Annotated in this window: 15 protein-coding genes; 7 read left to right on the top strand and 8 right to left on the bottom strand. The window is 65.0% G+C overall.

Annotated elements, in window-relative coordinates; translation table 11 throughout:
* Positions 1-45: 45 nt before the first annotated feature.
* Complete coding sequence (locus X730_RS155470) at positions 46-1,557, bottom strand: sugar ABC transporter ATP-binding protein (RefSeq protein ID WP_023825982.1); 1,512 nt, start codon at positions 1,555-1,557, stop codon at positions 46-48.
* A 137-nt stretch (positions 1,558-1,694) separates the two neighbouring features.
* Here X730_RS155470 and mtnK point away from each other — a divergent pair, with 137 nt between their 5' ends.
* From mtnK to fba, 3 genes are all read left to right on the top strand, one after another.
* Positions 1,695-2,963, top strand: a complete 1,269-nt coding sequence (mtnK, locus tag X730_RS155475; protein ID WP_023820974.1) for an S-methyl-5-thioribose kinase — start codon at positions 1,695-1,697, stop codon at positions 2,961-2,963.
* Entirely contained in the window at positions 2,960-4,054 is a 1,095-nt protein-coding gene (gene mtnA / locus X730_RS155480) for an S-methyl-5-thioribose-1-phosphate isomerase (protein WP_023819031.1), read from the top strand. Before mtnK ends, mtnA begins: the two co-directional genes overlap by 4 nt.
* A 316-nt stretch (positions 4,055-4,370) precedes the next feature.
* On the top strand, positions 4,371-5,435 hold the full coding sequence (fba, locus tag X730_RS155485; protein WP_023687044.1) for a class II fructose-bisphosphate aldolase: 1,065 nt from the start codon (positions 4,371-4,373) through the stop codon (positions 5,433-5,435).
* Positions 5,436-5,596: 161 nt separating this feature from the next.
* Here the strand turns inward: fba and X730_RS155490 are convergent, their stop codons facing one another.
* The 5 genes from X730_RS155490 to X730_RS155510 form a co-directional block, all read right to left on the bottom strand.
* Positions 5,597-6,703 carry an isopenicillin N synthase family oxygenase gene (locus X730_RS155490; RefSeq protein WP_023825981.1) on the bottom strand — a complete coding sequence of 369 codons (1,107 nt, stop codon included), beginning with the start codon at positions 6,701-6,703 and terminating at the stop codon, positions 5,597-5,599.
* Positions 6,704-6,840: 137 nt separating this feature from the next.
* A complete protein-coding gene (locus X730_RS155495; protein ID WP_023668578.1) occupies positions 6,841-7,497 on the bottom strand; it encodes a methionine ABC transporter permease in 657 nt (218 codons plus the stop codon).
* Positions 7,478-8,566 (bottom strand): methionine ABC transporter ATP-binding protein, encoded by a 1,089-nt coding sequence (locus tag X730_RS155500; protein ID WP_023825980.1) that lies wholly within the window; start codon positions 8,564-8,566, stop codon positions 7,478-7,480. The genes X730_RS155495 and X730_RS155500 overlap by 20 nt, the downstream gene beginning before the upstream one ends.
* 83 nt (positions 8,567-8,649) lie before the next feature.
* Positions 8,650-9,504 (bottom strand): MetQ/NlpA family lipoprotein, encoded by an 855-nt coding sequence (locus X730_RS155505; protein ID WP_023668580.1) that lies wholly within the window; start codon positions 9,502-9,504, stop codon positions 8,650-8,652.
* A 172-nt stretch (positions 9,505-9,676) separates the two neighbouring features.
* On the bottom strand, positions 9,677-10,360 hold the full coding sequence (locus tag X730_RS155510; RefSeq protein ID WP_023668581.1) for an SDR family NAD(P)-dependent oxidoreductase: 684 nt from the start codon (positions 10,358-10,360) through the stop codon (positions 9,677-9,679).
* Positions 10,361-10,573: 213 nt separating this feature from the next.
* Between X730_RS155510 and X730_RS155515 the strand changes: the two genes are divergently transcribed.
* On the top strand, positions 10,574-11,689 hold the full coding sequence (locus tag X730_RS155515; RefSeq protein WP_023701528.1) for an anhydro-N-acetylmuramic acid kinase: 1,116 nt from the start codon (positions 10,574-10,576) through the stop codon (positions 11,687-11,689).
* Here the strand turns inward: X730_RS155515 and X730_RS155520 are convergent.
* Together X730_RS155520 and X730_RS155525 are read right to left on the bottom strand one after the other, a co-directional pair.
* A complete protein-coding gene (locus X730_RS155520; RefSeq protein WP_023825979.1) occupies positions 11,686-12,105 on the bottom strand; it encodes a GNAT family N-acetyltransferase in 420 nt (139 codons plus the stop codon). The two genes, X730_RS155515 and X730_RS155520, sit on opposite strands and share 4 nt — an antisense overlap.
* A 60-nt stretch (positions 12,106-12,165) precedes the next feature.
* A complete protein-coding gene (locus tag X730_RS155525) occupies positions 12,166-13,344 on the bottom strand; it encodes an MFS transporter (protein ID WP_023825978.1) in 1,179 nt (392 codons plus the stop codon).
* Positions 13,345-13,392: 48 nt separating this feature from the next.
* Between X730_RS155525 and X730_RS155530 the strand changes: the two genes are divergently transcribed.
* From X730_RS155530 to X730_RS155540, 3 genes are all read left to right on the top strand, one after another.
* A complete protein-coding gene (locus X730_RS155530) occupies positions 13,393-13,932 on the top strand; it encodes an Lrp/AsnC family transcriptional regulator (protein ID WP_023825977.1) in 540 nt (179 codons plus the stop codon).
* A 98-nt stretch (positions 13,933-14,030) separates the two neighbouring features.
* The gene (locus tag X730_RS155535; RefSeq protein WP_023684463.1) at positions 14,031-15,434 is read left to right on the top strand and encodes an SWIM zinc finger family protein; all 1,404 of its coding nucleotides are present in this window, start codon (positions 14,031-14,033) and stop codon (positions 15,432-15,434) included.
* Complete coding sequence (locus tag X730_RS155540) at positions 15,431-16,864, top strand: DUF5691 domain-containing protein (RefSeq protein WP_023738416.1); 1,434 nt, start codon at positions 15,431-15,433, stop codon at positions 16,862-16,864. The genes X730_RS155535 and X730_RS155540 overlap by 4 nt, the downstream gene beginning before the upstream one ends.
* Positions 16,865-16,875 lie beyond the last annotated feature (11 nt).

Here is a 16,875-nt window from a genome sequence, read left to right as displayed (position 1 = left end):
ACCCGTGCACTCCATTCCAACCCTCAGTTCTTCAATCATCGTGGCTCAGGCCGCACTGTGCAACGGCCCGCCCGCGACTTCGGCCAGCAGACGGTCGAGATCGACATCGGCGTTGCGGTGTTCGCCGACGATGGTCTGCTCGGACATCACCAATATGCGATCGGCCGTCTCCAGTGCCTCGTCGAGTTCGGTGACGAACAGCAGCGTGGCGCGGCCATTGGCGCTGGCCCTCAGCTTGGCGGCGATGTCGCGCCTGGCGGAGATATCGACGCCCTGGAACGGTTCGTCGAGAATGAACAATCGGGCGTCCTGCGCCATCCAGCGGGCCACCATCACCTTCTGCTGGTTGCCGCCCGACAGAGTGGTCATCTCGTCCTTCTCCGAGCGGCAGACGATGCCGAGATCCTCGATCTGCCGGCGGGCAATAGTGCGTTCAAGGCCGCGTTTGAGAACTGAAAAGCGCGACATGCGCTTGTGGAAGGGCAGGCTGATGTTTTCCTGGATGTTGAAGCCGCCGACGATGCCGTTTTCGCCACGGTCCTTGGCGACCAGAAACACGCCGGCGGCGATGGCTTCGCCGGTCGACGCGGGCGCATAGGGCTTGCCATATAAAGTCATCGTGCCGGACAGCGGTTTGCGCAAGCCGAACAGCGTCTCGGCGAGCGCGGTCTTGCCGACGCCGACGAGGCCGGTAATGGCAACGACCTCGCCGTCGCCGAGAGTCAGCGAGAATGGCCGGGCACCAGGGGCGATGCGGAAGGCATCGACGGTCAGGATCGGCTCGGCAGAACTCCTGGCTTCGATGCGGTCAAGATGGATCTTGCGGCCGAGCATGGCGTTAACGGCGCCCTCATAGTCGAGAGGCTTGCTGTCGAAGACGCCTGAGATGACGCCATCGCGCATCGAGACGATGCGGTCGGCCAGCCGCCTGATATCCGACATGCGATGCGAGATGTAGAGGATTGCGACGCCCTGCTCGCGCAAGCGGTCGAGCAGCGCAAACAGCCGGTCGGCCTCGGCGCTGGACAGCGACGAGGTCGGCTCGTCGAGGATCAGCACTTTCGGCTGGTGCGCCATGGCGCGCGCGATGGCCACCATCTGGCGATCGGCCAGCGACAGGTCGCTGATGCGGGCCTTGAGGTCAATGGCGAGCCCCATGCGGTCGGCCACCGCTTTGGCTTCGCGGCGCACCCGGCCGGGGTTGAACAGCAGCGGCGCGCCCTTGCCGCTCAGCCGGTCGAGCGTCAGATTGGTGGCGACATCGAGATCGGCGACGACGCCGTCATTGATGTTTTGATGCACGGTGACGACGCCTGCGCGGATCGCCTCGGCCGGCGTGTTCGGCGCGAAATCATGACCGGCCAGGTGCATGGTGCCGCCGGCATGGTCGTAGACGCCGCTGATAATTTTCACGAGGGTGGACTTACCGGCGCCATTGGCGCCCATCAGCACGGTGATCTCACCGGCATGCAGTTCGAGCGAGACGCCGCCAAGCACCTCGATATGGCCGAAGGATTTCCTCAGCCCGTCCACGCGGAACACGGCATCATTGCCCATTCGTTCCTCCCTGACTATGACGCTATGGGCTACGTGATCAATTGTCAACTCGATTGACAATTGCCAGTCAGCTTCCTAGCTTGGCCTCACCGCCATCGCTCCACTATGATTGGAGCGAGCAAGCGGGAGGGTGAGGAATGACTGCGAAATTGCCGTTTGAAGCACTGTCGGTGGAGACGCTTGCAACGCGCCTCGGTACGAACGAAGCGCTGTGCGCCAAAATCGGCAAGGGCCCTTGGAAGGTGCGCGAGGTCGGCGACGGCAATCTGAACCTCGTCTTCATCGTCGAAGGCGGCTCGGGTGCGGCCGTGGTCAAGCAGGCCCTGCCCTATGTTCGCCTCGTCGGCGACAGCTGGCCGTTGCCGCTCAAACGCTCCTTCTTCGAGTATCACGCGCTGACGCGGCAAGAGGCGCGCGCGCCGGGCTCGGTGCCGGCGATCCTCCATTTCGACGAAGCCCAGGCGCTGATCATCATGGAATATCTGGCGCCGCCGCACATCATCCTGCGCCGTGCCCTGATCGACGGCCGCGAGTTGCCAAATATCGCCCGCGACATCGGCCTGTTCATGGCCCGCACTTTGTTCCGCGGCTCTGATCTCTCCATGCCCACCAAGGACCGCAAGGCCGACCTGGCGCTGTTTGCCGACAATGTCGAGCTCTGCGGCATCACCGAAGACCTGGTGTTTTCCGACCCATATTTCGATGCCAAGCTGAACCGGCACACCTCGCCGCAGCTCGACGGCCTGGTTGCCGAACTGCGCGCCGACCGCGACCTCAAGGTCGAAGCGCAGCGGCTGAAGCATATCTTCGCCGCCAACGCCGAGACGCTGCTGCATGGCGACCTGCATTCGGGCTCGATCATGGTCACCGACACCGAGACGCGGATGATCGATCCGGAGTTCGCCTTCTACGGTCCGATGGCCTTCGATGTAGGCATGCTGCTCGCCAATTTCTGGATGTCCTACTTCTCGCAGCGCGGCCATGAACAGAAGGGCAAGCGTGACGCCATGCGTGCCTATCTGCTCGGGGTGACCAACGACACCTGGACGGTGTTCCGCGCCGAGTTCTCGCATCTATGGCGCACCGAGCGCACCGGCATGCTTTACCAGAAGAGCCTGTTCGAGGATCAGGGCGACATTCTCGCCTCGGAGCAGGCGCTCGACCATGTGCTGCACCAGATCTGGACCGACCTCTTGGGCTTTGCCGGCATCGAGGTGCACCGGCGCGTCCTCGGCCTCGCCCACAATGCCGATTTCGAGACCATCGAGGACGAGGATCTGCGAGCCTCCTGCGAGGCCAAGGCGCTGAAATTCGGCCGTCACATCGCCGTCAACCGGCGCCAGATTCACGGCATGGACGAGGTCAATAATCTGGCCGCTTTGATCGAACGGGAGAGCAGGATTTGAACGTCGGCGAGCGCCACTACCGCACCATCTGGCTGAGCGACGACCAGCGTTCGGTCGAGATCATCGACCAGCGCTGGCTGCCGCACGAGTTCCGGGTCGAGACGATCGGGAGCGTTGCCGGCATCGCCACCGCGATCCGTGACATGTGGGTTCGTGGCGCGCCGCTGATCGGCGTCACCGCGGCCTACGGCGTCGCCATCCAGATGGCGGACGATCCGTCTGACGAAGCGCTCGACGCGGTCTGGGAGACGCTGCACAAGACGCGGCCGACTGCGATCAATCTACGCTGGGCACTGGACGAGATGCGGCGGTTCCTCAGGCCGATCGTATTGGGACAGCGCGCGGAGGCGGCCTATAAGCGCGCCGCGGAAATCGCCGACGAGGATGTCGGTCTCAATCGCGCCATCGGCGAGAACGGGCTTGCCATCATCAAGGAGATCGCGGCACGCAAGAAGCCGGGCGAGCCGGTCAACATCCTCACCCATTGCAACGCCGGTTGGCTGGCGACGGTCGATTACGGCACCGCCACGTCGCCGATCTATCTCGCCGTCGAGGCCGGCATTCCGGTCCATGTCTATGTCGACGAGACGCGCCCGCGCAACCAGGGCGCCCAGCTGACCGCCTGGGAGATGGCCGGCCACGGCGTGCCGCACACGCTGATCGTCGACAATGCCGGCGGCCATCTGATGCAGCGTGGCGCGGTCGACATGGTGATCGTGGGCACCGACCGCACCACGGCCAATGGCGACGTCTGCAACAAGATCGGCACCTATCTCAAGGCGCTCGCCGCCTCCGATAATGAGGTGCCCTTCTACGTCGCTCTGCCCTCGCCGACCATCGACTGGACGGTGGGTGATGGGCTGACCGAAATCCCGATCGAGGAACGCTCCGGTGACGAGGTGTCGCTGGTCTGGGGCAAGACGGCGGACGGCAAGATTGCGCAGGTGCGGGTTTCGCCCGAAGCGACGCCGGCGGCCAATCCGGCGTTCGATGTGACGCCGGCACGGCTCGTGACAGGGCTGATCACCGAGCGCGGTGTGGCCAAGGCTTCGCGCGAAGGGTTGAAGGCGATGTTCCCCGAACGCGGATAATCTCCCCCCTTGAGGGGGAGATGTCGCCAAAGGCGACAGAGGGGGTCGGCGCGTCCTGACGCGACCTCCCAGCACCGACAGATGATGCTAGCGCTCCAGTCGAACCGCCCCCCTCTGGCCTGCCGGCCATCTCCCCCTCATGGGGGGAGATTAGCGCCTCACCGGCTGGCTACCGAATTTCGGCCATGCAACAAGAATTGCGGCCTCGATGGCCGCTGACGGTTGCGGTTCTGGCGAAATCCGGCCAGAAGCATCTAGGCCGGCAACCGGCCGGCCCGCGACGTTGCGCTTGAAACCAGATACGGGAGACTATTGGGTGGCTCGCATAACACTGAGACAATTGCTCGACCACGCCGCCGAATACGGCTACGGCGTACCCGCCTTCAACATGAACAATATGGAACAGGGCCTCGCCATCATGGAGGCGGCCGAGGAGACCAAGTCGCCGGTCATCCTGCAGGCCAGCCGCGGCGCCCGCGCCTACGCCAATGATGTGGTGCTGGCCAAGCTGATCGACGCGCTGGTCGAAATCCACCCCGACATTCCGGTCTGCATGCATCTCGACCACGGCAACAACGAAGCCACCTGCGTCACCGCCATCCAGTACGGCTTCACCTCTGTCATGATGGACGGCTCGCTGAAAGAGGACGGCAAGACGCCGGCCGACTATGCCTACAATTCCGGCATCACCCGGCGCGTCGTCGACATGGCGCATTGGGGCGGCGTGTCGGTGGAAGGCGAGATCGGTGTGCTCGGTTCGCTTGAGAGCGGCGGCGGCGAGCAGGAGGACGGCCACGGCGTCGAAGGCGCCATCAGCCACGACCAGCTCTTGACCGATCCGGAACAGGCGGTCGAGTTCGTCAAGGACACCCATGTCGATGCGCTGGCTGTCGCCATGGGCACCAGCCACGGCGCCTACAAATTCTCACGCAAGCCGGACGGCGCGGTGCTGGCGATGAACGTCATCGAGGAAATCCACCGCCGCCTGCCCAACATGCATCTGGTCATGCACGGCTCGTCCTCGGTGCCCGAGGACCTGCAGGAAATCATCAATAGATATGGCGGCCAGATGAAGCCGACCTGGGGCGTGCCGGTGGAAGAGATCCAGCGCGGCATCAAGCACGGCGTGCGCAAGATCAACATCGACACCGACAACCGCATGGCGCTGACCGGCGCCATCCGCAAGGTGCTGACCGAAAACCCGAGCGAGTTCGATCCGCGCAAATACCTGACGCCGGCCATGGCCGCGATGCGCAAGCTGTGCAAGGAGCGCTTCGAGCAGTTCGGCACCGCCGGCAATGCCCAGAAGATCAAGCCGCTGCCGGTGGCCGAGATGGCCAAGCGCTACAAGTCGGGGAGCCTTGATCCGAAGTTTGGGTGAAGTCCCCTGGCGCCTCTTCCTTCTCCCCTTGTGGGGAAGAAAGAAGAGCTATTGACATAAAAAAGGCCGGGCGCGAAAGCGGCCCGGCCAAAAGAAGGTCAAGAACCTTCAGAGGGGAACACCGCTCGGTGGAATGGGAGGAAACCGCCGAACGATAATTCCTATATGCGCGTATTCGCGGCAGATGGCGACGAACGGCTTTCTAAAACAACGCGAGATTCGGAAATTTCGTTCTCGTTTTGAAAGATTTCAGCCGGTGAGGCGTCGGTTTCCAGAAGATCGGCATAGTGCCGGCGCGCCACGTCGGGATGCGAGCGCAGGCGGCTCTTCAGCACATTGGTACCGACATTGCGAAACAGCGGATTGTCGGGATCGCTGGCCGGACCCCGCGCCTCGGCCGCCAGTTCCTCGGGCAGGTTGAGCAGCGGGATCGTGGCGTCCAGCCGGGCGCTGAAGAAGAAGGGCACCGAAATCCGCTCGACACCGGCCGGTGGCGTTACCACGCGGTGGACCGTTGCTCTCAGATACCCGTTGGAGGCCAGCTCGAGCAGTTCGCCGATGTTGACCACCAGCGTGTCGGGCAGCGGATCGACGTCGACCCAGGCACCGTCATATTCGACCTGCAGGCCCTTGCTCTCGTCCTGCAGCAGAAGCGTCAGGAAACCGCCATCCTTGTGCGCGCCGACGCCCTGGTCGTCGCCTGTGGCGTCGCGGCCGGGATAGCGCACGATCTTCATGCGATGGTTGGGCTCGGCCCGGTAGATCGGATCGAAGGCGTCTTCGGCCTGGTCGAGCGACAAAGCGAAGGCCCTAAGCAGCCGGATCGCCACCGCGGTCGCCTTGGCCTGCCATGCGAGCAGCGCCGGCTTCAGCTCCGGCAACGCCGCAGGCCACTGGTTCGGCCCCTGCAGCCGCGTCCAGGCGGGCACGCCGGGGCCTTGTTCGATGGCCGGGCGTTCGACGCCGATGTCGAGCTGTTCGCGCCAGTCGGCCTTGCCTTTGGTCAGTTCGCCGCCGGCGCGCGTGTAGCCGCGGAACTGCGAGGACTTCACCATTTCGATCGCCAGTTTGTCGGCTTCCGGCAAGGCAAAGAACCGGCGCGAGGCGTCGAGCACTTCTGCGGTATCCGCAGCCGATATGCCGTGGCCGGTCAAATAGAAGAAGCCGACATCGCGCGCGGCCGTGCGCAGGTCGAAGAGAAACGTTCGCCGTTCCGAAGCGCCCTGCTCGAGGCGGCCGAGATCAAGCACGGGTACGATCCTGGGCATGGTCAAGCTCCTTGTTTCGCTGTCACGGTGGCACGCAGGCCGGTCCGATCAAAGCAACGCGCAATCCAATCTCGGCGCCGATAGAGAAAGCCGGCGCTGCGTTTGGCAGCCTGCCGGCAAATAACGTTCGTGGCCGCTCATCCGCGCCGGTCCAGCCTGGCGACCAGCCGGTCGCCGACCCACTGGATGCCGCAAACGAGGATGATCAGCACAATGACCACGGCGACCATGACGCTGGTCTCAAAACGCTGGTAGCCGTAGCGGATGGCGAGGTCGCCAAGCCCGCCGGCACCGATGGCGCCGGCCATGGCCGAGGCGCCGATCAGCGTTACCAGCGTCACCGTGAAACCGGCGACGATGCCGGGCAATGCTTCGGGCACCAGCACCTCGCGGATGATCGTCCAGCGGTTGCCGCCCATGGCGCGCGCCGCCTCGATCAGGCCGCGATCGACCTCGCGCAGCGACACTTCGGCGATGCGGGCATAGTAGGGCGTCGCCGCAATCGACAACGGCACGATCGCCGCCCAGGTGCCGATCGAGGTGCCGACGATCAGCCGCGTCACCGGGATCAGCGCCACCAGAAGGATGATGAAAGGCACCGAGCGGAAGCCGTTGATGACGGCGCCGAGCGCGCGGTTCACCCACAGGCTTTCGGCAATGCCGCCGCGCTCGGTGGCAATCAATGCCAGGCCGAGCGGCAGCCCGAAGACGAGCGAGATGAGGCCCGATGCCGCCGTCATCAGGACCGTCTCCCAGATCGAACGCAGCAGAAGTTCAAACAGAACCGGCGACATGGCCAAGCACCTCCACCCGCGCGTCGCGGGCCTTCAGGAATGCGATTACTTTCGACAGATGTTTCGGATCGTTGCCCGCGACCGCAAGGAACAGCGTGCCGACCGGCTGCTGCTGGACATGGTCGATGCCACCATGGACGAGGCGGAAAGGCCCCGGCACCGCCACCGCAAGATCGGACAGCAGCGGACCGCGCGCGGCCTCACCTGCGACGTCGACCCTGAGGATGAGCTCGGCGCCGCCTCCGGGAGCAAGCCGGCCGCCAATCTCGGCCGGCAGTTGCGGGCGGATGCCGCCGAGCAGGCTCCTGGTGATTTCGGAACGCGGCTCGGCAAAGACCGACCACACCGGGCCTTGCTCGACGATGCGCCCGGCATCGATCACCGCGACGCGGTCGGCGATCGAGCGGATCACCTCCATCTCGTGGGTGATGAGCAGGATGGTCAGGCCGAGCTGCCGGTTGATGTCTTTCAGCAAGGCCAGGATGGAGCGCGTCGTCTCCGGATCGAGCGCTGAGGTCGCCTCGTCGGACAGCAGCAGCGCCGGCCGCGCGGCCAGCGCCCTGGCGATGCCGACGCGCTGCTTCTGGCCGCCCGACAGCGAGGACGGATAGGCCTTCGCCTTTTCCGACAGGCCGACGAGATGGAGCAATTCGGCGGCGCGCGCCAGCCGTTCGGCCTTTGGGCGGCCCTCGATCTTCAGCGGCAGCGCGACATTGTCCTCCACGGTCTTGGCCGACAGCAGATTGAAGTGCTGGAAGATCATGCCGATGCGACGCCGCAGCGGCTGCAATTCACGCTCGCCGAGCCGGCCGATCTCGCGGCCCTCGATGAAGACGTCGCCGGAGTCCGGCCGCTCCAGCCCGTTGAGGCAGCGGATCAGCGTCGACTTGCCGGCGCCGCTGCGGCCGATGATGCCGAGGATCTCGCCCTTGCGCACCGTCAGCGAGACACCGTCGAGCGCAGGCGTCGCGCCGAAGCGGCGCTTGAGGTCGACCAGGCGTACGACATCTTCCTGCCCGGCCGATATATTGACCGGACCGGATGCTTCGGCCGTGACGTGCTGGTTCATCTCACTGTCCGTTTCAACGCTCGACAAATGCGACAGCGGCCCGCTCAACAGCGGGCCGCCTGCTCCTGACAACCAGGCGCCAATCAATAGGCGCTGATCCCGGTGCCCTTGTAGACCTTGTCGAACTCGGCCTTGACCGCCTCGTTCTGGTAGGACGCGACCAGCGTCTTCACCCACGCCTCGTTCTCGTTGCCGGATTTCACGGCGATGAAGTTGCGGTAGGGGTTGTCGGCCACCGGCTCCTGGGCGATGCGGTTGTCCGGGCCGAGACCGCTCTTCAGCGCCCAGTCGGTGTTGACGACAGCCGCGTCGAGATCCTCGACCGAGCGGCCGACAATGCCGGCGTCCAGTTCCTTGATGACGACCTTCTTAGGGTTCTCGGCAATGTCGGCGGTGGTCGCCAGGATGCCGGTGCCGTCCTTCAGCTTGATCACGCCTTCGTTCTGCAGAACGCGCAACGCGCGGCCCTCATTCGAGGGGTCGTTGGGCAAGCCGATGACGGCGCCTTCGGGCAGGTCGGCAACCTTGGTGTATTTCTTGGAGTAGAGGCCGATCGGCCAGACGCCGGTGTAGCCGACGCGCACGATGTGGTACCCTTGGGTCTTGATCTGGTTGTCGAGATAGGGCTGGTGCTGGAAGGCGTTGGCGTCGATCTCGCCGCGCTCGAGCGCCTCGTTGGGCTGGGTGTAGTCGTTGAACACCACGGTCTCGACGGTCAGGCCTTTTTCGGCGGCCTGGGCGACGACGACGCGCCAGACATCCTCATCCTCGCCGCTGATGATGCCGACCTTGATAGACTTCTTGTCCTCGGCGAAGGACGGCGTCGGCTGAGCCAGACCGGCAAGCGTGACGGCCGAGGCAAAAAGTGCCGCAAGGGCAGCTCGCCGGCTGATGGCTGAAAAAAGAAGAGAGCTGGAAGCGTTTCCGCGTTCGGACATTGTCGATCCCTCGTAATCCTGAAGTCATTGCGGCGAGGTGGAATACCAAGCCTTGACGACATCATCGGCAATGCTGCTTGCCGGATCAAAGAACCGCATTTCTTCTCAAACACGAAGCCGGGAATATTCTCTCAAAGATTTCGCAATTGCGAGAACGGTCACGCCGGACCGGTCAGAATGTCTCGACAAAGGGCCGCAGCTCGACCTCGAAGCTCCAGGCGCTGCGATGCTGGCGATGGGTCGCGAGATAGGTCTGCGCGATCGCATCGGGCGACAGCTGGCTGTCCGGGCGCTCGGGCTTCGTCCCGACCGGCTCGATCTGGCCGTCGATAATGAAATGGGCGACATGGATGTTCTTCGGGAAGAGTTCGCGCGCCATCGACTGAGCCAGACCGCGCAGGCCGAATTTTGGCATGGCAAAGCCGGCGGAGTTGGGAAAGCCCTTGATGCTGGCGGAAGCGCCGGTGAAAAGAATCGAACCGGAGCCGCGCGCAAGCAGCCGCCGCGCCGCTTGCTGGCCGACCAGGAAGCCGCCATAGGCGCCGACAAGCAAGGCTTGTTTGACCGCATCGGGATCGACCTCGGCGATCGGGCCGCGCGTGCGGCCGCTGGCATTGAAGACGGCAAGGGCCAGCGGGCCTTGCTTGTCGGCGGCGTCAAACAGGCCGGCGACGGAGGCCGGATCGGCGACGTCGGTTTCGACGGCCAGCGCGCCGGTTTCCCCGACCAGCGCCGCGAGTTTGGCCGTGTTGCGGGCGGCCAGCACCACACGATAGCCTTCCGTGGTGAGAAGGCGTGCCAAAGAGGCGCTCAGGCCCGCACCCGCGCCGGCGATCACTGCGACTTCGGATGCCATGTCGTTTCTCCTTGGCGATGACGTGTTCGTCTCATAGCTGGCGTCTTGAGCGGCGAGACGCAAGAACGGCGTTGCTCGATTTTCGCTGTTCGGTAAAAAAACCTGCCGGCAGGTTCGGAGCAATCGACCGCGGCCAGGGTCTTGCCTGGCGAGACAATCCGTCCGACAGGTGATTGCGTTGGAATCGCAAACGGTGTCGCAAGGGAGTCGACCGTGGAACCAATCTGGGCCGTCGGCCTGATGACCGGCACCGTGCTTGACGGCAATATCGACGTGGCGCTGATCAAGACCGATGGCGAGCGGATCGCCGATTTCGGCACCTATACGCTGGCCCCCTACCCCGCAGCGATCCGTGCCTTGCTGGAGGAGACGCTGCGTCAGGCCCGGGTGTGGAATTTCGACGGGCCGGAGCCGGCGATCTTTGCCGAAGCCGAGGAGGCGCTGACGCGGGCGCAGTCGGCGGCGGTGAAGGACCTTGTCGAAAGCTACGGCCTGACCATGGGCGATATCGGCGTGGTCGGCTTTCACGGCCAAACCGTGCTGCATCGTGCCCCGCAACCCGGGCGGCGCGGCGATACGCGCCAGTTGGGCGATGGCGCGCTGATGCATTCCATTTTGGGCGCCAAGGTCGCCTATGATTTCCGCTCGGACGATGTGCGCGCTGGCGGCCAGGGCGCACCACTGGCGGCTGCCTACCACGCGGCGCTTTTGAGGGAAGCCGACGCCAGCGGGGACACCGCTGTGCTCAATCTCGGCGGTGTCGGCAACGTCACCTGGTGGGACGGCAAGGACAACATCGTCGCCTTCGACACTGGCCCGGCCAACGCGCCGCTCAACGATTTCATCAAGGCAAACGGCCTCGGCGAGATGGACCGCGACGGCGCACTGGGCGCGGCCGGCACCGTCGATGAAGTGCGGCTGGCCAAATTGCTCCAGCATCCGTATCTGACCAAGCCCTATCCGAAATCGCTCGACCGTTTCGACTTCGGCGCCGCCATGGCCGACGGCCTCAGCGCAGAGGATGGGGCGGCGACGCTGACGGCCTTCACCGTCTCGGCCGTCGGCAAGGCGCTCGATTTGTTGCCGCGCCGGCCGAAGCGCCTGGCGGTCAGTGGCGGCGGCCGCCGCAACCCGACGATGATGGCGATGCTGGCGAGGCGCGCCAACGTCGAGGTGGTGCAGGCCGAGACACTGGGCTGGAAAGGCGATGCGGTGGAGGCCGAATGCTTTGCCTTCCTTGCCGTGCGCGTGCTGCGCGGCCTGCCGATCAGCTTTCCCAGCACCACCGGCGTGCCGCGGCCGATGCAAGGCGGGCGGCTGGCAGGTTAGAGCTTCTTCTGCAGGAAGATGCGGCTGCGGCCGATGGGAAAGTCAGGCAGCTCGCCGAAACGCCGGTAGCCTTGCCGCTCATAGACTTTGGCCGCTGTCGGATTGAACGTGTCGATCCAGGCGTTCTGGCAGCCCCGGGCGACTGCTTCGCGCTCGTAAGCGTCCAGCATGTCGCCGGCCATATGCTGGCCGCGCAGGCGTTCGTCGACCCACAGCCATTGCACATAGAGCCAGCCCCAGGCGGTGTATCCCGAAATGCCGGCCACGACAGCGCCGTGCTCGTCACGAACGAAGACCGCGATCGGCTTGCGGCCGGAGGGGCCGACATCGCCGTCATTGAACGCCGTCAGCCGCTCGGCCAGGAAGGCGAGGTCGTCTGACGAGGGGTCGGCAGTGGTTTCAAGCGTCGTCTTCATCCGGGCGGGGCTCGCATGGCAAGCCAAGCTCTAGCGAAGGACGGGATGAGGACGCAAGCTTTACGGCTTGATGGGCGGAGGCGACCGCCATGACCCCGCTGCTGCCGCAACCAGCATCAGCACGGCGGCGACGATCGCGCAGATGGCAAAGCCGAACGATGAATAAAGCGGCCCGAAGCTGGTGGTGCCGATGAAGACGGCGAGGTAGGTGACTGAGCTGTTCAGGCCCATGATGGTGCCGCGGCGCGACGGATCGAGCGCGGTAAGGCGCATCACCAGCACGTTCAGGCCGAAATGATTGGCAAGGCCCCATATGGCGATCATAGCCAGGATCAGCACGAAATTGCTGCTTGCGAGCGCGATGGCGACATAGACGACGGCGACCAGCAGATAGGCGAAGGGCATGACGCGCCGCGCGCCGATGCGGTCGATGACGCCGTCGAGGAAGGCCGCGGCGCCGAAGCCGGCGCCATAGGCGAGCGCGGCCAGCGCATTGGCGCTGACGGGCTCGCCCAGATCCTGGTGCAGATGATCGCCGAGATAGCCGTAGACGCCGTAAAAAGCGGTCATGAAGGCGGTGCAGGCGATGAGCAGCGGCACGATCCCCGGAATGGCCAGCGCAACGAACGGCGACGGTGCCGGGCCGCTCTTCCTGACGTCGCTGAGCGAGGTCATCGACAAGGCAGCAAGCGCAATGGCGGAAAGCACCGCGACGGCGGCGAAGACGGCGCGCCAGTGCACGAGATCGGCAAGCACGGCCGACAGCGACACGCCGGCCACCATGGAGACCGTCCAGCCGGTCAGCACGACGCCGATCGTGCCGCTTTCGCGGCCGGGCGGCGCAATTGCCGCTGCACTGGCATAGATGGCCGGCATGGCGACGCCGGCGGCGATGCCGGCGACGGCCTGGGCCGCGACCAGCATGATCACCGTCGGCGCCAGCGCGCTGGCGAGAAGCCCGACCGCCAGCAACAGCAGAGCGCCCTGCAGCATGCGGCGGGCGCCGACGCCGTCGATATAGCAGGCGAGGAACAAAGCGCTGGCCGAAGTGCCGAGGCCGAAGGCAGCCGACGCGGCCATCACCGCCGGCACGCTGGTGCCGAAGGATGCGGCGACTGCCGGAGCAATTGGACCCAGGACCAGCGAGTTCGAGCCGATGACGGCGATGCAGCCGGTCAGGAGATAGGCCAGCGCCGGGATCGGCTGATGGAGCGTTGCAGCTTGATGCGCGTTCGTCATCGGGTCATAATGGCCGAACTGAATTCCGCGACAACAAGGAATTTCGATATGGACGAAGAAACAGATGGGGTTCTGCAGAACAAGGTAGCTCCCCGCGAGGTCGACGCAATCGACCGAAAAATATTAGGCGTGCTGGTCGAGGATGCGACGATCAGCTACGCCGAACTTGGCGAACGCGTCTGCCTTTCGCCGCCGGCGGCGCATGAGCGGGTCAAGCGCCTGCGGCGCAGCGGCGCCATCCGCGGCACGGCTGTGATCATCGACCCGAAGGCGGTGAAGAAGCCGCTGCTCACCTTCGTGCATATCGATACCAAGGGCTGGGGCAAGACACCGGAGCTGATGGCCGTCTCCCAATATCCTGAGGTCGAGGAAATCCATTCGGTGGCCGGCGACACCTGCATGCTTCTCAAGGTCCGCACCGAGGACACCAGGGCGCTCGAAGGCCTGCTGGCGCGTCTCTACGAAACGCCCGGCGTCACCTCGACGCGAAGCTATGTCGTGCTGTCGACCTATCTCGAGCGCCCGGTGCAGCCCGAGATCACGGCGCAATGGCCGACGCCCCGGCATATGGCCACGCCGTTGTACTGATCTGCGCTATCTTCGTCTTGCCGGGGCCACAACAATCCTTCACAAACGGCACCCTATATTGATGCCAGGCATTGATTTGGGGTGACGAGAGGCGCGGCTTGGAATTCGAACTGAAAACCATCGAGGCGCTGGCCCCCGATCAGGCGTCGCTAAGCGCCGCCTCGAAGCTCACCAAGCGCTCGAACTGGCCGCGGCTGGAGAAGAACGAGCAGCAGGCGCTGATCTGGGGCGAATGCCAGGGCTCGGGATCCAACCCCTATCGCACCGTCGTCGACACCGGCGACCACGGCTACAAATGCACCTGCCCGTCGCGAAAATTTCCCTGCAAGCACACGCTGGCGCTGATGTGGATCGCCGCCACGGCGCCGGCCAGCTTCACATCAGCCGAAACAACGCCGGAATGGGTCAATGACTGGCTTGGCCGGCGCAGGAAGAGTGCGCCCCCGCCGGTCGACGCAAAGTCTGGCAGGGGCGCGTCTGGCAAGAGCATTGGCGAGGCCTCGCAGGCAGAGGAAAGCACCGTCGATGACGCCGCCGCGACGGAGCGCCGCGAGACGGCGCAGCGCAAGCGGGCGGAAGATACGCGCACCGCGGTGGCAGGCGCGCTGGACGAACTCGACCAGTGGATTGCCGACCAGCTGCGGCTCGGCCTTTCCGCCTTTGCCGACGCCAGCAGCGAGCGCTGCCGCCGCATTGCCGCCAGGCTGGTCGACATGAAAGCAACGGCGCTTGCGGGACGCATCGACGAAATCCCGGCCCGGCTAATGGCGCTGCGCAGCGAGGAACGGCCGGACGCGGCGATCCGCGAACTCGGCAAGCTGGTTTTGCTGGCCAAGGCCTGGCGCTCGGCGCCAGACGATCCCGAATTGAAGCGGCTGGTGTCGGCATCCGAAACCCGCGACCAGGTGCTGGCCAATCCCGATGCAAGACAGGTCGACAGCCAGTGGGAAGTCATCGGCGAGAAGATCGAGACCCGCCGCGACGGCCTTGTCAGCCATTCTACCTGGCTGCTCGACCTGAAAAGCCCGACGCCGCAATTTGCGCTGCTACTCGATTTCTTTCCGGCCTCGGCCGGCCGCCGCTCTGCCGCGTTCACACCTGGCGACCGGTTCGATGCAAGGCTGGTGTTCTATCCGTCACGCCAACGGCTGCGGGCGCTGGTAGCGGAGCGCAAGGGCGATGTCGTGTCGGGCGCCTGGCCGGATTTCGGCCTCGGCATTGTCAAGGATCCGCTGGCGGCGCATGCGGCGCACCAGGACGCAGCACCCTGGTCGACCGATAGCCCGCTGATGCTGCCTGCCGGCGCGATCCTGCTCGATGAGCGCGGCACCGCCTGGTGGCAAGCGGCGCACGACCCGCAAGGGATCGCCCTGCCTGTCGCCGGAACCGTCGATCAAACCGTGCTCGGTCTCGACCTTTCGGCAACGGCAGCCCTGTGGAACGGCGCGCGGCTCGATCTGCTCGCCGCGCAAAGCGGCTTCGGGAGGCTCGATCTGTCATGAACGAGCTCGAGCAAACCGGCCTGGCGACGATGCGCGACTGCTGGATCACCGGCGGAACTGCGTTCGATCTGGCGCCAGCCGCGTGGAAGGAAATCGCCGGCGGCGCAAGCCCGGACGAACGGGAGCGGCTGTTGCTGGCCATCGCCGCGCAGGCGCTCGATGTGGGCTTAAGGCCAGCCGCGCCGAAGTCGCTGAAGCGGCGCCCGCCGCTGCCGAGGCTTGGCCTGCCGCTGCTGCCGGAGCGGTTGCGGCCGCTGTTGCGGGCTGCCTTGAAGAACACCGCCGATGCGCGGCGCAAGGCGCGCGTGGCGACGCTCGTCGCCGGCCGTGGCTACGTGCTGCATCCGATGGACTGGATGCCGTCGGCATCAGACCAGAACAGCCCTGACATCTATGCGCCGTGGATCGACTGGCAGGCCAGCGTCGAGGGGCTGAAGATTGCGCCGCAGGAGCAACTGACGGTGCAGAACTGGGATGACTTTTACCCCGCCGCGCGCCGTATCGCGTTGACCGAGATGCGCCGTCGCGATCCGGCCACGGCCCGCAGCCTGATGGAAGCGAAGGCGCCCGGCGAGCCGGCGGAAGTCCGGCTGGCACTGATCGAACTCATGCATTTCGGCCTGACGCCTGAGGACGCGCCGTTCCTGAAAAGCCTGGCCACTGACCGCTCCGGCAAGGTGCAGGAACTGGCGAGCCGGCTGCTGGCGAGGTTGGGCGAGCACGGTCGTGTTGGTGGCGGTGCCGACGATCCCGTTGCCGAACTTGCCGCCTTCATCGCAGAAGGCAAATCCGGCTTTATCCGCCGCCGCACCACCTACACCCCGGCAAAACTCAAATCCCCGGCGCAGGAAAAGCGCCGCGCCGAACTGTTCGAGACCTGCAATCTGGTCGACCTTGCTTCCCGATTTGGGGTCAGCGAACCCGATTTCATTGCAGCCTGGCAGTTCGGTGCCGACAACAATGCCGACATCCAGATCTCACGAATGGTCGCCGCGTCGGGCAGCGACGCTGCAGTAACGCAGATGGCCGACACGCTGATCGCCGAGGGTGGCAAGCCGGCACTGTTCGTGCTGCACCTGACACCGCGCCTGGATAGCCGCAGGAAGCGTGTCCTGGTCAGATTGATCCTGAAAGATACGCCGCAGTATGTTAGCACGCTCACCCTTGCCGAGGGCTTCGAAGCCAACTGGCTGGATTGGCCCGACCTGACGAACGGCCAGAGCTTGGCGGTGTTGCGTTCGGCTGTCGCCGGCAATGATGACGCGATGAAGCGAACCGTCGACGACCTGTTGGAAACTTTGGGCTTTCTGGCCACTGCGGCGACAGCGGAAAAATTGATCGAGCATGTCGTTGCGGCCGGCATGCCGCCGGCGGCAGCCTCGCTCGCTTTCCTGCGCCTCAACGCGGCCCTGACGGGAACCAACCCATGACAATCCGGAGA

Source organism: Mesorhizobium sp. L103C131B0 (genome assembly GCF_000502275.1).
Lineage (GTDB): Bacteria > Pseudomonadota > Alphaproteobacteria > Rhizobiales > Rhizobiaceae > Mesorhizobium.
The sequence above is the reverse complement of the archived record's forward strand: the minus strand, read 5'-3'. Positions and strand labels throughout refer to the sequence as shown.